This is a genomic window from Paraburkholderia polaris (assembly GCF_012927345.1).
GTDB classification, from domain to species: domain Bacteria; phylum Pseudomonadota; class Gammaproteobacteria; order Burkholderiales; family Burkholderiaceae; genus Paraburkholderia; species Paraburkholderia polaris.
In genome coordinates, this window is the sequence record NZ_JABBGJ010000043.1 from 54,841 (window position 1) to 70,696 (window position 15,856).

General features: G+C 62.5%; 9 protein-coding genes. 1 reads left to right on the top strand and 8 read right to left on the bottom strand.

Annotated features, from left to right (window positions below; all coding sequences use genetic code 11):
- Positions 1 to 128: 128 nt before the first annotated feature.
- From HHL24_RS33020 to HHL24_RS33050, 7 genes are all read right to left on the bottom strand, one after another.
- Positions 129 to 1,373: an acyl-CoA dehydrogenase family protein gene (locus HHL24_RS33020; protein ID WP_169489494.1), complete on the bottom strand. Its 1,245-nt coding sequence runs from the start codon at positions 1,371 to 1,373 to the stop codon at positions 129 to 131.
- A 68-nt stretch (positions 1,374 to 1,441) separates the two neighbouring features.
- Positions 1,442 to 2,206 (bottom strand): SDR family oxidoreductase, encoded by a 765-nt coding sequence (locus HHL24_RS33025; RefSeq protein ID WP_169489495.1) that lies wholly within the window; start codon positions 2,204 to 2,206, stop codon positions 1,442 to 1,444.
- A gap of 42 nt (positions 2,207 to 2,248) precedes the next feature.
- Positions 2,249 to 3,265, bottom strand: a complete 1,017-nt coding sequence (locus tag HHL24_RS33030) for a phosphotransferase (RefSeq protein WP_169489496.1) — start codon at positions 3,263 to 3,265, stop codon at positions 2,249 to 2,251.
- A 186-nt stretch (positions 3,266 to 3,451) separates the two neighbouring features.
- Positions 3,452 to 4,138 (bottom strand): histidine phosphatase family protein, encoded by a 687-nt coding sequence (locus tag HHL24_RS33035; RefSeq protein ID WP_169489497.1) that lies wholly within the window; start codon positions 4,136 to 4,138, stop codon positions 3,452 to 3,454.
- Between the two features lie 123 nt (positions 4,139 to 4,261).
- Positions 4,262 to 5,161: a LysR family transcriptional regulator gene (locus HHL24_RS33040; RefSeq protein WP_169489498.1), complete on the bottom strand. Its 900-nt coding sequence runs from the start codon at positions 5,159 to 5,161 to the stop codon at positions 4,262 to 4,264.
- Positions 5,162 to 5,399: 238 nt separating this feature from the next.
- On the bottom strand, positions 5,400 to 7,109 hold the full coding sequence (locus HHL24_RS33045) for a thiamine pyrophosphate-dependent enzyme (protein ID WP_169489499.1): 1,710 nt from the start codon (positions 7,107 to 7,109) through the stop codon (positions 5,400 to 5,402).
- 204 nt (positions 7,110 to 7,313) lie between these two features.
- A complete protein-coding gene (locus HHL24_RS33050) occupies positions 7,314 to 10,412 on the bottom strand; it encodes an ATP-binding protein (protein WP_169489500.1) in 3,099 nt (1,032 codons plus the stop codon).
- A 376-nt stretch (positions 10,413 to 10,788) separates the two neighbouring features.
- On the opposite strand from HHL24_RS33050, the gene HHL24_RS33055 reads away from it, so the two are divergent.
- Positions 10,789 to 13,809, top strand: a complete 3,021-nt coding sequence (locus HHL24_RS33055; protein WP_169489501.1) for an ATP-binding protein — start codon at positions 10,789 to 10,791, stop codon at positions 13,807 to 13,809.
- Between the two features lie 121 nt (positions 13,810 to 13,930).
- Here the strand turns inward: HHL24_RS33055 and HHL24_RS33060 are convergent, their stop codons facing one another.
- A complete protein-coding gene (locus tag HHL24_RS33060) occupies positions 13,931 to 15,730 on the bottom strand; it encodes a helix-turn-helix transcriptional regulator (RefSeq protein WP_169489502.1) in 1,800 nt (599 codons plus the stop codon).
- Positions 15,731 to 15,856 lie beyond the last annotated feature (126 nt).

The window sequence follows — 15,856 nt, forward strand, 5'->3', positions numbered from 1 at the left end:
GGCTGGCGGCGGAGGGTCAACGCACTGCGAGAGATCGACCTCCGTGGAGTGCCTCAGTGTTGAGCGTATTCACGCCGCTCGCCGCCAAGGTCCCCCACAAGGTCGGTCCTTGAAACTGGCGCGATGCGTCACACCGACGCCGTCAGGTAGGGATTGTCCTTCCCCGGCTCATAGGGCTGCGCCTTGATTTCCATGCGTGCAATGCTCTGCAAGTGAACCTCGTCCGGGCCATCTGCGAACCGTAATGCACGGCCCCATGTCCAGCTATCGGCCAATGGCGTGTCGGGGCTCAGCCCCATCGCGCCAAATACCTGCATCGCCCGCTCGCAAACGGCGGTATGAACACTCGGTACGAGCGCCTTGATCATCGAGATCTCCTTCTTCGCCTCCTTCGCACCCACGTTGTCGATCATCCACGCGGCTTTGAGAACGAACAGCCTTGCTTGATCGATTTCAATTCTGGATTTCGCGATCCATTCGGCGACGACCCCCTGCTCATACAGCGTCTTTCCGAATGCCGTGCGTGCCTGGGCCCGTTCCACCATCAACTCGAGCGCCAGTTCCGCGGCGCCGATCGAACGCATGCAGTGGTGAATCCGTCCCGGCCCAAGGCGCGCCTGCGCGAGCGCAAAGCCGCTACCTTCTTCACCGAGTAGATTCGACCGGGGTACGCGCACACCTTTGAACTCGATCTCGCAGTGTCCTTCCGGTGCCACGTGATTGACCACCGTGATATTGCGGATCACCTTGACGCCGGGTGTATCGCGGGGCACGAGAATCATGCTCTGTTGACGGTGGCTCGGCGCGTCCGGGTCCGTTTTGCCCATCACGATGAAGAGCGTGCAATTCGGGTGTGCTGCATTCGTGATGAACCACTTCCTGCCGTCGATGACATAGTCATCCCCGTCACGACGAATCGACGTCGTGATATTGGTCGCGTCCGAGGAGGCCACAGCCGGCTCCGTCATCGCAAACGCCGAGCGGATCTTGCCGTCGAGAAGGGGCTTGAGCCACTGCTCGCGCTGATCGGGCGTGGCAAACATATGGAGCAGCTCCATATTGCCCGTGTCCGGCGCATTGCAGTTGAACACTTCCGATGCCCACGACACCCGCCCCATGATTTCAGCGAGGGGCGCGTACTCGAGATTGGTCAGGCGGGTACCGGGCTCGTCATCGCGCAGATGCGGAAGGAACAGGTTCCAGAGACCCTCTTCACGCGCCTGATCTTTCAAGGTCTCCATGAAGGAAACCGGATATTGACCCGCATGCACTTCCTCGTGCCATTGGCGGATGCGCGGAACGATGTGGGCGTCCATGAACGCACGCACCTGGGTGCGTAGCGCTTCGACTTTCGGGCTGTATGCAAAGTCCATTTTTACTCTTCCTTAATCCTGATTGAAGTCGTCGACGTATCGGTTAATGCTGCATTTCGACTACCTGATTAGATCGTCAGTCCACCGTCGACGACGACACACTCTCCATTGGTATAGCTCGCAGCGTCGGACACCAGGTAAAGCACGGTGCCCGCCATCTCACGAGGTTCCGCGTGGCGCCGCAGCGGGATCTGCGACACCCAGTTTTCGTACGTAGCCTGATCTTCGAACAGTGCCCCCGCAAAGCGGGTTTTGGTCAATCCGGGGAGCAGCGCATTCACACGAATCCCCAACGGCCCGCACTCCTTTGCGAATGCCCGCGTCATGTTGACAACGGCGGCTTTGGTGATCGAGTAGATGCCCTGCCTGTCGCCAGGCTGCAATGCATTGACCGAAGCCGTGTTGACGATCGCACCGCCGCCGTTCTCCCGCATCAGCTTGCCCGCCTCCACGGACATGAAGAAGTAGCCGCGCAGATTGACCTCCACCGTCTTTTCGAATGACGTCAGATCGGTGTCGAGAATGTGGCCAAAATACGGATTCGTCGCCGCGTTGTTGACGAGGATGTCCAGACGGCCATGCCGTGCACGAATATGCTGGAAGATCGCGAGAATGTCCTCGACACGCCCGACATGGCACGGTTGCGCTTCAGCGCTCCCGCCCGCTTCCCTGATCTCGCGCGCCACCGATTCGCAATCTTCCAGCTTGCGGCTCGACACAATCACGTGGGCACCCTGCTCGGCGAGCAGTTTGGCGATCTCCTCACCGATACCGCGGCTGGCGCCCGTCACCAGCGCAATCTTTCCTTTCAGATCAAACAAATTAGTAGTCACAATCAGTCTCCGTATGTCCACGTTCCGGTTTCCTGCCTGTCTTCAGATCAGGTCAGTGCCCATCCTGGCAAGCGCCCCAGCCATCTGCCCCACCTGGCGCGCCTTTTCATTCGATGCGTTACCGCTCAAGGCCCGCTTCTTCACCCCCTGTGCGATAGCTGCAAGCCGGAAAAAACTGAACGCCAGGTAAAAGTTCCAGTTCTCAATCGACGACATTCCCCTGAGCTCGCAATACCGCTCGACAATCGACGCCTCGTCCGGCACCCCCAACGCTCCTCGATTCAGACCCTCGAGTCCGGCGATATGACCGCCGGGCGGGAGCCGCAAACACATGCAGAAGTACGCAATGTCAGCCAGTGGATTGCCCAGCGTGGATAGCTCCCAGTCGAGAACGGCGCGAACTTGCGGCGCGTCGCGCATGAAAATGAGGTTGTCGATACGGAAATCTCCGTGCACGAGTGAAGGCTTTCCGGCTTCCTCTGGACAGTGGGCAGGCAGCCACTCGATCAGCGACTCCATCGGCGCCAGGATCTCGGTCTGCGCGGCGCGATATTGCCTCGTCCAGACGTCGATTTGACGCGCGAAATAGTTGCCTGGGCGACCGTAGTCCGACAATCCGACTTCGTCGATATCCACGTCGTGGAGCGCCGTCATCGTGCCGAGCAGTGCGTCGTAGACGGCGCCGCGCTCCTCGACGGGTACTTCGGGCAGCGCCGGATTCCAGAAGATTCGCCCGTCTTCGTAGCTCATGATGTAAAACAGGCTGCCGATGACGTCACGGTCCTCGCAAAGGTGATAAGCACGTGCGACAGGGACCGGTGTCCGGCCGAGCGCCGACAGCACGCGAAACTCACGATCAACGGCATGGGCGGACTTGAGCAGTGCGCCGGGAGGTTGACGCCTCAGCACATAGCGACCGCTTTGCGCCTGCAAAAGAAACGTCGGATTGGACTGTCCGCCGGGAAATTTCTCGACGGACAACGGCCCCTGAAACCCGGGCACGTGCGCCGTCAGATAACGTGTGAGATCTTCGATGTTGAATTGAAGGCTGGTATTCATGTTGCCTCCCGCCGGGCCGCCCCAAGGGAGGCAACGGCCCCCTCGGGGGGCAGCGAACGAATGTAAGCGTGGGGGTCGTTCATTTTCTCCCGCCGGGCCGCCCCAAGGGAGGCAGCGGCCCCCTCGGGGGGCAGCGAACAAATGTGAGCGTAGGGGTAGTTCATTTTGCGTGAATCCCGACTGAGGTCAGCCATAGGTGACAAATTCATGCCTCTCGGCACGTTCGAGATGAGGCACTGAATTAAAGCTGACTAGCGACATCGCGCCGTCGTTAAAGACATATTGGCAAACGCTGCTGTTTCGAACCTGCATGTTCAGTGCAATCGCGCTCGCAGCAGGCGCCTCTAGAACCTGTTGGGCAGTTACTGCGATCGGCCCACCCGAACTCACCACCAGAACGCGCTTTCCGCCAGCCCGCTGGATTTCGCTGCGCGCACGCTGGACACGCGTCTGGAATTGCTGCCATGTCTCTGGAACAGGACCTGGCAAGCGGTCATCGGCCCAAAGCTGCAGCACGTGCCTAAGCCCTTTGTAAAAGTCCTTCTTTGAACTTGTGGCCGACAGACCTGCAGACAAACCCAGCGGCAAGCCCTCTTCGCCGAGGGCTGCGAACAATGCCTGAAAATCGTATTCGTTCAAACCCGCGTCTTGCGCGATCTCGACTTGCGAGCCGCCCATTGCGGCGAGAATCGCATCGGCGGTTTGCCGATGCCGCTGCATCGTTCCGATGACAACGCGATCGAACCGCAATTTCGCCTGCGCGAAGTACTCGCCCAGCCAGCTTGATTGGGTACGACCGGAAGGTGATAGCTCGTCATAGTTTTCGGCGCCGAAAGACGCCTGCCCATGCCGTACAAGATAGAGTTCTGCCATGCCATCCTCGTCTCAACATGGTTAGCAGATTACCCAGCGCCTCGTCATTCAGGAAATTTATTGTTGTGATAGCCGGCTATAAGTTTTCGTGACACCGGGCGGGTACGCCCCCGTATGCCCCAGCTACTGGTTCATTTCCCGCATGAGACGGCCAATCTGCTCGCGCAGCCAGCGATGAGCCGGATCCCCCGTCACGCTTCGATGCCAGTAGCAATGAGACTGGAGATCCGGGAGATCGAACGGCAGCGCCAGGATTCGCGCGTCATACCGCTGAAGAAGCACAAGGGGGGCCGTGAGGACCAGGTCGGTTCGCATCGCGATCAACGGGGCGACCAGATAGTGTTGAACCCGCGTCTGAATTGATCGCCTGACGCCCAGCCGGTTCAGTTCCGCGTCGACGAGACCCGGTCCCTGGGGGCGACTCGATACGTGGATATGACCGAACCCGAGGTAGTCGTCGATCGTCAGCTTCTTCCTGGCAAACGGATGCTCGTGACGCAGCATGCACGCATACCGGTCGCGTCCCAGCGGCTCCTGCTCGAGGTAAGGGTCGTCAATCAGCGGCGCGTCGATCGCAAGATTGACCGCACCATTGGCTAGCGCTTCCGGGACCTCTTTACGCGTCGTGAAGTAGCTCTCGATGCGGATGCCGGGCGCCAGTCGTTGCAGCACTTCCTCCAGTGCGGGCAGAAGAAGCGCCTCCGTGAGGTCGGTCATGCTGAGGCGAAACGTACGCTCAGACGAAACGGGGTCGAAAAGTCCTCCGACGTGAGTGCTCGAGTCGAGCAACTGCAGCGCCTCACGAACCCGGCCGATGATGTTTTCCGAAACGGGCGTCGGTATCATGCCGGCCGACGTACTGACAAAAAGCTGATCGTCGAATGCTTTGCGCATCCGCGCCAACGCATTGCTGACAGCAGGCTGAGTGATGAACAGCATCTCCGCTGCACGCGTCAGGTTTCGCGTTCTGTAGACGGCTTCGAAGACAACGAAGAGATTCAGATCAACCTTTGACAGACCCATTTTCAAATTCCCCGACGCCACTCGAACTGTATTTTCGACTCCTCTTGTTCACGCGCATGCGTCGGCGCAAGGCGACGATCGGCGTGGCATCACGGAGCGACCCCGGCGAGTCTACTCCTGCCAGTGCGAGACAGCCAAACAGGGACATGAGGACGCCTCGCGCACGCCTATCCTTCGGTTCTGCGCGATCGTAAAGGCGGTGATCGACTCGTCTACCGCCCCCTTACTCCAGCAAGTCCTATAAATTTTCGCGGATCATGGCGAACACATCGGCGGACTGCCCCTGCAGCATGGCTTTCGCTGAATACAGGACCATCCCGTACGCAGACCCCCATTCGATCTTCGGCGGCATCACGAGCGTCATCGTGTCGACCTTGACGTTCAGAAGCGCGGGGCCGGGCTCATTCAACCATGCAATGACGGCTTCTTCGAGTTCATCGGATTTCGACACCGTGCGCCCCCATAGCCCGATCGCCTCGGCGACCTTGCCGAAGTCCGGGTTTTGCAGGCCCGTATAAAGTGGGAGCATGCCTTCGGACTTCTGCTCGATGTCGATAAATCCAAGCTTGCCGTTGTCGAACACGACCACCTTGACCGGCAGCTTCTCCTGCACGACCGTCATGAGCTCACCGAACAGCATGGCGAGACCTCCGTCGCCGGACATGGAAATCACCTGGCGTCCAGGCTGGCACTTCTGCAGCCCCATTGACATCGGCAGGGCCGCCGCCATCGTGCCGTGGAGCAGACTCGAAAATACCCGGCGTTTCCCGTTCGTCTCGATATGCCGATAAAGCCAGACAGTGGGCGTCCCATCGTCGGCGCAGAAGAGTGCATCGCTCGCTGCGTGCCGGTTGATCAGCTCGGTCAGATAGATCGGAGGAATCGTCCCGCGGTCCGACGGGACCGCTTTGGACCGGTGGGTTTCCAACGCACTGGCATGCCGTTCGACGAGCTTGTCGCGGAACTCGGTCGAGGTGCGCGGTTTGAGGCGTGGCAGCAACGCCTCCATCGTGGACTTGATATCGCCCACCAACCCTAGCGTAACCGGATGCCGGCGGCCGAGATGATCGGGTGCCATGTCGATCTGAACGATTTTGGCCTTCTCCGGGTAAAACTGCCGCCATGCGAAGTCGGCGCCCAGCAGCAGCAAGGTCTCGCATTCGGATACCGCCAGATAACCCGCTTCGCCGCCGATAATGCCGGTCATGCCGACGTTGTACGGGTTGTCGTGTTCCAGCGCGTCTTTGGCGCGGGACGTGTGTGCAATCGGCGCCTTGAGCCGCTCGGCAACCGCCAGGATTTCGGCGTGGGCGCCACGGCATCCCGAACCGCCATAGATCGCGATCTTGTCGCCCGAATTGAGGATTTCAGCGACACGGTCGAGGTCGGCGTCACTCGGCCGGACAACCGGCACATTCGTGTGGACCGAATACGGGATGTTATCGCTCGCATCAGCATGGGCGATGTCAACCGGAACGATCAGCACAGCGACGCCACCCTTGGCAATGGCGGTCTGACAGGCAATTACGGTTTTGCGGCGCGCCTGCTCCGGCGTGATGATCATGTCGCAGAACACGCTGCACGAACCGTAGATCGCCTTGAAGTCGACTTCCTGCGGAAAGTTAAAGCCGAGTTCCTCGCTCGCGACCTGGGTTGCGATCAGGATAACCGGAGCGCGATTGCGGTTGGCGTCCACCAGGCCGTTAATGAAGTGAAGGCTGCCAGGGCCGCAGCTTCCCGCAACGGCCGTGAGGTTGCCGGTCAACATGGCTTCGGCTTCGGCGGCGAACGCCCCCGCCTCCTCATGGCGCACATGGACCCACTCGATGTCGCTCTCGTTGATGTGGTGAGCGATGAGATTCAGCGTGTCGCCCACGATCCCGTAGCAATGCTTGACGCCCGCCGAGGCGAGCGTATCCACAATGATTTCGGCAACTTTTTTGCTCATCTCGGCTCTCCTGAAGATGCTCCGTGTATGAAATGATCAGCCGCCGTTGTGAACCGCAGGCTCGGAGTTCGTCACTGCCGGTCGCGCCGATTCCGTCGGTGGGACAATTCACTTATCTTGCATGGACTCCTTACTAGACGATATCACCCCATGGGGGGATCGGCGCCATGATGGCTCCCCCATCTCTCACGCCTGAAGCATGTGTCAGCTAGTTGAAAGAGCGAGCAGACGTCGGCCAATCTGAGTGCCACGCGGCAGGGAATTCGACAACCGATCGAGCGTCGAAGTGAAACGGCGCTGTTGCACATCCGCCTGTTCGGCGTTGCCACGGGCCTCGTGAATCGCTGCCGCCGTGCGGTAAAGCCGCCAGTCTGCCAGCGGGGTTTCGAATCCCTCAGTGACCGCGAACGCGGAGTTGATACGGTCGAGTGCAATGACCGGGTCGCCGCTCTCCAGCGCCTCGCGCGCAACGAGTTCCCAGGCGAGGGCCTGCCACGTCCGGTCTTCGGTGGCGAGGGCGAGCTTCAGGAACGCCTGGGCGTGCAATCGGGAGGTGCGATGGTCGCCCGCCATCATCGCTGCCTCGGCTTCGCCCCATTCGATTGACAGTCGCCAGTACCAGTCGAACATGATGGGCGTGGCGTCCATCTGTCGTCGCGCTTCAGCAAACAGCGACGCGGCGCGTACGCCGTCCTCCAATCCGATGTACGCGAGGCCCGCGAGCACGAGACACGCACGGTGTTGCACGGGCAGCAGTGGGCCGGGGTCGGCTTCGACCGCCCGAGCGGCCGGGTTTGCAGCCGGGACGAACCGTTCGTACATTTCAATGACCGACTCGTAGTCCATCGTATGCACGAGCAACCAGCCCCGATAGACCTCAAGTGTGCGGGCCGCAAAATAGTCACCGTTCTCGCGGAACGAAGCCATACCCTGCTCGAACGATTCCATCGACTGGCCTAGCTCGCCAAGGAAAAGCTGAGCCCATGGCGTACCCAGCCGGAGCATCCACGTCGCCCTCGCGAGGTCGAAGCCCGGATGTTCCACCGCATGCTCAAACAGGATCTGGAAATTCGCCCGCACTGCCCCGAGCGCTTCGCGATACCGGGTGGAAATGATGCACAGCATGCTGTATTCCAGATTCGCCCGCGCGATCAGCAATGGATCCCCCGTCTCGCGCAACGCGCGCATCGCGGTTTCGCACTCAGTCAGATCGGCATGCGACCAGCCGTTGGTCCAGATACGGCGCACGTAGGCACTCACGCGGACCAGCGCGCTGACGCGCAGGTCGGGATGCGATGCACTGAGCGTCAGCGCTTCGTTCAGCACCTCGATGCAACGTTGCCTGTCGCTCCAGCTAAAGACGTAGGCGAGGCCGAGCATGGCGCGCAGTTGCGCATCGAGCCGGCCAATCGTGCGTGCCTGCTCCTCAAGTTCGACCCAGGCAGCCTCGGCGCGCGGATCATGCGCCGCAGCGTAAAGCGACGCGCGTGCCTCGGCAAACTCAAAGCTTCTAAGCGGACGCAACTCAGCCGGCAACTTTGCGGTGAGCGAGGCGGCAAAGTCGAGAATCGACTGCGCCTCCCGATATGCAAAGCGAACCTTTGCGGTTTGCAGCGCAATGCGTAAATAGTCGATCGCTTTGAGCCAGTCTCTCGCGTCAGCGAAATGTTGTCCAAGCTCGTATGCCACTTCCGCTCTCTGATCACGAGCATAGATCGCCTCGAGCCGTTGCGCGATTTGCCGATGCAAACGGGAGCGGCGAGTCAGCCCTTGACGCCCATAGAACGCGTTGCGGATGAGGGCATGGTCGAAACAGAACATGGCCGCCGCTCCGCCGTCGGGTAATCGTTTCACTGCGCAACGTTGAATAAAGCGTTGATTGCGTGCCAGCGCCTCGCACAGATCGTCGAACTGCTCCGTCGACAGACCCGCGGCCTCGGCCACGGTCGCCGACGAAAAGCAGAGTCCTGCCACGCTAGCGGCTTCAAGCAGATTCCGTTCGTCGGCGGGGAGGCGCCGGATTCTACCCTCGAGCGTCCGGGTTATCGTGTGTGGCGCCGCCGCGCCGATCATCGCCAAGGGCGTCAGCGGCCGCCAGCCCGTCGCCGTCTTGCGGAGCATGTTGCGCTCCACGAGATCTGCGAGGGTCGCCCGCATAAACAGCGGATTGCCGCCGCAACGTTGCGCGATGAGATCAGACAGTTCTTCCTCGGCAGGGTCGGTATGATCGCGGTCTGTCAGCCACGCAACCACCGCGTCGCGAGGCAATGGGCCAAGCGCCAGATCCCGGCATAGGCCCCTCAGCGAAAGCTCGTGATGCAGTTGCTCGATGGGGTGTTCGGCGAGCGCCGCTTCGTCCGGCCGGTAAGTGGCGACGATCATCAGGCGCAGCGCACCTGGCTGGCGCGCCATCGCCGCCAGAAAATCGATGGTTGAGTAGTCGGCCCAATGGAGGTCTTCGAATATCAGGAGCAGCGGTCGCGTCTGCGTCAGAAAGCTCAGCAAGCCTCGGATCTCCCGCAGCATGCGTTCGCGCGACGCGGCAAGAATCTGTCGGTGCAGGGACTCGCGCACATGCCCCGCCACCTGCCCCGGGAGCTGCCATGCCCAGGTGGGCGCCAACGTCACCAGCGCTTTCACGACTTCGCTGCCGCCGGTTCCCTGGCAAAGTTGCCCGAGCGCCTGCAGAACCGGATAAAACGGCTCGGTGCCGCCATAGCCCTCGACACAATGCCCTTCAGCGACCCACGCATCGTCAGGTTCGAACCGTTGAGCGGCAACGAACTGCTTGAGCAACGCCGTCTTGCCGATGCCCGGCTCACCGGCAACCACCACGACCTGGCCGTTTCCGGATCGGGCCCGGTCCATTGCGGCACTCAGTTGCTGAAGCTCGCTCGTGCGCCCAGTAAAGCGGCCGAAGCTCTCCTCGCTTGACGTCGGCAAGGACTCTGTTGAAGGGGCCTCTACGGGCGCGACGAAACGATAGCCGCGGCCGCGCAGCGTTTCGATGTAGCGAGGGCGCTGCGCGCTATCGCCAAGCCGTGCCCGGATCGTCCGTATGTGGGCCTTCACAACTTCGGGCTGCACGTGCACATCCGGCCACACCGCTTCGAGCAGCGCGTCATGGGTAATCAGCGCACCGCGATTCTCGATCAAAAAGCGCAAAACGCCGAAGGTCTTGCGCGTCAGGTCGATCCGCTCGGGTGTCGCGTCGGAATCCAGCCGCCAAAGGCATTCGTTCGCCGTATCCAGACGAAAGCCTTCGAAACTGACCGAAGCGAGCGTGCTCGACTGAGCCTTCATACTGACCATGCTCCTCTTGCCTGGATCAGGCCTGAATGGGTTGCACGAGTGACCGCTTCGGTACGATTTTTCGCAGCGAGCTTCACGAGCCTATGCTTTGCGGGACCTTCCGAAACATGCCGAGTCACATTCGCATCGCTCATCTCAAACCTCTGACGAATAAATGTGCCCGCCTGCCAGGACGAGATGCACACTTTTGTCCGTCAACGTAAGGCGTTCGAAATCTGGAAGGGTGAATTTTTGCTCTTGATTTGATAATGGAATGCTCCAGCCCGCGGTACGGACACGCGCAGTATAAAATCGCGACAACCAAGTCGGGTTGCTGCTCGGTCGGAGAATCTGCGTGATCGAATTCCCTCCCTTTCGATTGGATCGCGTGAATCGATGCGTCTGGCAATGTGCGCCCGACGGCACGAGCCGCAAGCTCGCGTTGGCGCCGCGCGCCTACGACATGCTGCAATACCTGATCGACCACGCTGGCCGGCTCATCACGCACGACGAATTCCTCGATGCACTGTGGCAGAACGTGCATGTCCAGCCCGAAGTGCTGAAGGCCCACATGCTGACCATCCGCACGGCGCTTGGCGACGATGCGGGACATCCAAGCTTTATCGAAACCCATCGCGGCCGCGGCTATCGCTTCATCGCGCCGCTCTCCGCCAGTTCAAGCACCGGCGCGCGCGAGGCGGATAAGCGCGGCCATGGCGCGTTCGTCGGCCGCACGCTGCAACTGAACCGGTTGAAGACGCTGTTTGACGAGGCACGCAATGGCGCATCGCGCATCGTGTTCGTGGCGGGCGAACCGGGCATCGGCAAGACGACGCTCGTCAACCGGTTCCTGGACTCGCTCGATGGCGATGCCACCGTGGTGGCGTCGCTCGGTCGCTGCGTCGAAGGCTACGGCGGCATCGAGCCCTACTACCCGGTGCTCGACGCGCTGACACAACTGACCCGCAGCGAAGCGGGCCCGATGATCACCCGCACGCTCGTGTCAATCGCGCCGACCTGGGCTCTCCAGATGTTGGGATCGGTGCCGCAGCAATACCGCGCCGAGCTACAGCATCAGGTGATCGGCGCGGCGAGCGGGCGCATGTTGCGCGAGATTTGCGAATTCCTCGAAGCGCTGTCGCTGGAGCGTCCGCTCGCGCTGGTATTCGAAGACCTGCACTGGTCCGACTATTCGACGGTCGACATGCTGTCCGCGCTGGCCCGCCATCGCAGCGGCGCACGTCTGATGGTGATCGCGACGTACCGCCCGGAAGACGCCGAACTCGCGCAACACCCGTTGTGCCGACTGAACCGCGACCTGGGGCTGCAGAAGCTCTGTCACGACATCGTGCTGGAACCGTTGACCGAAGGCGCAATCGCCGAATATCTGACGGGCAGCCCGCACGACGAACGGCTCGACCGCGCGAACGGCTTCGCTCAGCTGGTGCGCGAGCGCTCCGGCGGCAACCCTCTGTTTATGGTCGCGACGCTCGATCACCTGGTCGGGCAAGGCATCGCGCAATCGACGCCCGAAGGCTGGAAGCTGCATCTGTCACCATCGAAAGTGCGGCTGGAAGTGCCGCTCACGTTGAACCAGGTCATCGAGCATCGCATCCAGCGGCTGACCGACGAGCAGCAACGCGCGCTCGAAGGCGCGAGCGTCGCCGGCCTCGCGTTTAGCGCGACCACCGCGGCGCCAGCAGCCGGATTGGGCCAGGAGCATTTCGAGGACATCTGCGAGGCGCTCTGCCGTCAGGAAAGCTTCATCCGTCGCGAGCCGTCGTCTACGCTTGATGACGGTCTCGCCGCGTGCACCTACGCGTTCCGCCACACGATGTACCGGCAGACTTTCTACGAGCGGCAGGGTCTGCTGCGCACCACCCACTCGCATCTGCGTGTCGCCCAGGCGCTCGAGGCGCTGTTCGCACCGGACGAGCGCGGCGGGGTCGCCGCCGAACTCGCGCAGCACTTCGCCGCCGCGAAACATTGGGAACGTGCGCTAGGCTATCTACGCATTGCGATCCAGACGGCGAAGAAGCGTCTCGCGTACAACGACGCGCTCGCGGTCCTCGACCGCGCGCTGATGCTCGCCGCCAATCTGCCCACTGAAGCGCGCGCTGCGGCGCAAACGGAATTCCTCGAAGGCCGTGCTTCGATCTTCGCGGCGGCCCACGATTCCCGCGCGCGGGAAACCTGCGAACAGCTCGCGGAGCGCGCCGCGCAGCACGGCCTGATCGACATCCAGAGCCGTGCGCTGATGAGCCTCGCGTATGCGTATAGCTGGCGCGACCAGGCGCGCTGCAGCCAGATCATCGACGAAGCGCTCGCGCTGAGTGAACGGCAGACCAACCCGCAGCAGCAGGCCCGCACCCGCATCAGCTGCTACGTATGGCGGATGTGGGTGCGCGGCTGGAGCGCGGAAGACATCGTGCGGTGCGAGGCTGCGCTCGTGCCCTTGCGCGCCGGTGAGGATCCCTACACGACAGCCTGGTCGCTGTGCGAATACGCCATGGTCTGCCTCGTGTCGTCGCGCTACCAGGAAGCCCAGGACACCATCCTCTCGAATTACCGTTTCCTCGTCGAGAACGACGAAAACCGCCCCGAGTTCAATATGGCGCGCGCGACCTGGATGGTGCATCTGGGTCTGCCGTGGACGTTGCTCTACCTCGGCGAATTCGGCCGCGCGCAGCGCGAGTTCGACAAGGCAATCACGATGTTCGCGCACAACGGCAACCAGTACGGCGCGGACACGCTCACGCTCTATCGCTGCTGGGTGCAGTTCCACGCGATGGATTTCGATGCGATGCGGCAAGCCTGCGCGCAGGTGCTGGCCGGCAAGTCGCCCGAACCGGGCAGCGGCAAATCGATCCTGCCGGCCGAATACCGGCTCTGCCTGCTGCTGACCGGGCTCGCACAGCTCGGCCTCGGCGACACGCGCGCCGCGCGCGACGCGCTCACGCAGGTGATGCAACGGATGGACACGCAGCCGGTGATCTTCGACTGGTACTGGCGTCTTCCACTCGAATGGGGGCTCGCGGGCGTCGCACTCGCGGAGCGCGATTTCGATGCTGCGGTCACCCACGCCGACCGTCTCGTCGAACTGGCGACCCGTATCGAAGAGCGCACGTGGCAGGGCTTCGCGTGGGACATGCGTGCGCGGGTCGCGTGCGAACAGCATGACGCAAACCAGGCGCTGCGCTGCGTGCAGCGTGCACTCGACGCAACGCGCGATTACCAGACGCCGCTCGCGGACTGGCACATCCATCGCACGGCTGCCCGTGCCTGCGAGCTGGCCGGCGACACGCAATCGGCCGATCACCACGCAACACTCAGCAAGACGATGAAGGACACACTCGCCGCGACGCTGCCGTCGGGCCATCGTCTGCGCGAGACGTTGGAAACGGGCTAGTCGCCGGCGTGCCGGCATCCGGCACGGCGTCCGGTTCCTTCATCCGTCGCCCCCACTGATTGAGCAGATCGAGACGAAAGCCTGCGAACCGGACCGCTGTCCGCGCTCGAAAAGTCGGAACTCAATCGATGCCACTCCCAGAAAGCCGGACCAGACCCAGACGGCTCGCCAGCGTCACCGCTTCGATCCGGTTCTTCACCGACAGCTTCGTATACAGATGCTTGGCGTGCGACTTCACAGTCTCAGGCGCGATGCACAGTCGGATCGCGATCTGCTTGTTGGTCAGCCCACGCCCCATCAGTCCGATGATCGCGCGTTCACGCTCGCTGAGGCACATGGCGGCCACGGGTTGCACTCTGTCCGGCGCTGTGTCCCGCGACGTATCACTATCACGCCCCGCCTGCGCGTCGGCGGCGCCACGTCGGCGGCGCGACATCAATGCGCCTGCGTAGGGAAGCAGTTCGCGGACGTCGCCGGCGGGCACGATCGCCCCCCGTACGATCCCGTCGATCAGCTTCGCAACGCGCTCACTGCAGTCGACGAGCGTCTGATGCAGTCCCACCGAAGCTGCCTGCTTCAGCAGCGTGACGAGCGCCTCGATCGCCTCATCGCGCAGACCGGCAACCAGCAACGCTTCGACCAGCAACAGCGCGATCGTCACCGCGCCGTATCGATCGCGCCTCAAAACGGTATTGCAATGGAGCTGCCGCAGCGCCGCGAGATCGACCGTGGCGGATACCTGAATGGGTGCCTGAGGGAACGCCTGAGCGGATGCCTTTGAGAGCGCCTGCGCGGATGCCTGGAAATGCTCATGCGCGAGCGCCAGCCGCGCCTGCGCGAGCACGTGGTAGCGCGCGATCTCGAAGCGCGCGCTGCTGCTCGTCGCGCCGCACTGCCCGGCCAGCACGGCGAGCCGTTGTGCGCAGAGCGCCGCCTGGTCGATGCGATCCGCGGCGACGTGCATCTCGACCTGCTGCGCGAGGCTGGCGGCGCGCAGCCGCGGCCAGTTGCGCTTTATCCCAAGCGCGTCCGCCTCGGCCAGCAACAAGAGCCCTTGTCCCGGTTGGCGCCGGTTCGCGGCGATGCGAGCGAGCAGTCCGTAACCGAGCACCGCGCCTTCGATCGCACCGCCCTGCCGGATTCCCGGCAGCCGTGCCGCGACCAGCGCCTCGCTCTCGTCGACGCGGCCCTCCTCGTACAGCACCTGCGCCATCACGCAGGCAGGCAGCGCGTCGATTGCCGCCGGACCGACGCCGAAACGGCGCGCGACATCGAGCGCGTCGCCGGCCAGCAAGCGCGCGGCATTGAAATGCATCTGACCGAATTCGATCGCGGCATCGAGCGCAAGGTCGAACATCGTGGTGATCGCGCGCAGCCGGCCCGGCTGCTTGCCCGGCTCGCCCGGCTCGCGGCGTTCCACCGCGTAGAAACTCTCGGGATCACCGAGGCGCCAGTACACGCAGCGGCACACCGTCAGCGCGACGTGTGCGGTGGGCGTTGCGGCGTCGAGCCGCAGTGCGGAAAGCGCAGCGGCCAATGCCGCCCCCGCATCGTCCTGCAGCATGAGCGCCGCGGCCCGCACGGCGGCGATCTCGCAACGCACCGCAACCGCAATAGGGCCCGGCAACGGGCCGACCCGCCCTTCAATCCGCTGCGCGGTCAGCAGCGCTTCGGCGGCCTGGAGCCGGATCAGCATCTGCCACGCGCGCGCAAGATCCAGATGGATCCGCGCCCCACTCACTGCCGGCCGTTCCCGGCCGACGCGCCCCAATGACAGAACTTCGTCGACGTACACCGACGCGGGGGGTATGACGTGAAGCCCCCGTATCGCAAGGGCTTCGGACTGCGCCCGCGGCGGCGCCGCGCAAGGACGACGATGTCCCGCTTCCTGATCAATTTCGTAAGCAAACGCCTCGTTCATTCCACGCTCCGTCGGACACCAGATCGTCGCAACCGCTTGACGAACGCTGTACCGTCCAGACTAAAGATGACCGTCCGGAAATGCGTGATGATTCGGTTCTTTTTTGGTAAAGGATGGGTTGTCGCC

What these genes read in the sequence shown, in the direction of transcription:
- HHL24_RS33020 (WP_169489494.1), bottom strand. Translation starts at nt 1,373, where the DNA reads ATGGACTTTGCATACAGCCCGAAAGTCGAAGCGCTACGCACCCAGGTG.
- HHL24_RS33030 (WP_169489496.1), bottom strand. Translation starts at nt 3,265, where the DNA reads ATGAATACCAGCCTTCAATTCAACATCGAAGATCTCACACGTTATCTG.
- HHL24_RS33035 (WP_169489497.1), bottom strand. Translation starts at nt 4,138, where the DNA reads ATGGCAGAACTCTATCTTGTACGGCATGGGCAGGCGTCTTTCGGCGCC.
- HHL24_RS33040 (WP_169489498.1), bottom strand. Translation starts at nt 5,161, where the DNA reads ATGGGTCTGTCAAAGGTTGATCTGAATCTCTTCGTTGTCTTCGAAGCC.
- HHL24_RS33045 (WP_169489499.1), bottom strand. Translation starts at nt 7,109, where the DNA reads ATGAGCAAAAAAGTTGCCGAAATCATTGTGGATACGCTCGCCTCGGCG.
- HHL24_RS33050 (WP_169489500.1), bottom strand. Translation starts at nt 10,412, where the DNA reads ATGAAGGCTCAGTCGAGCACGCTCGCTTCGGTCAGTTTCGAAGGCTTT.
- HHL24_RS33060 (WP_169489502.1), bottom strand. Translation starts at nt 15,730, where the DNA reads ATGAACGAGGCGTTTGCTTACGAAATTGATCAGGAAGCGGGACATCGT.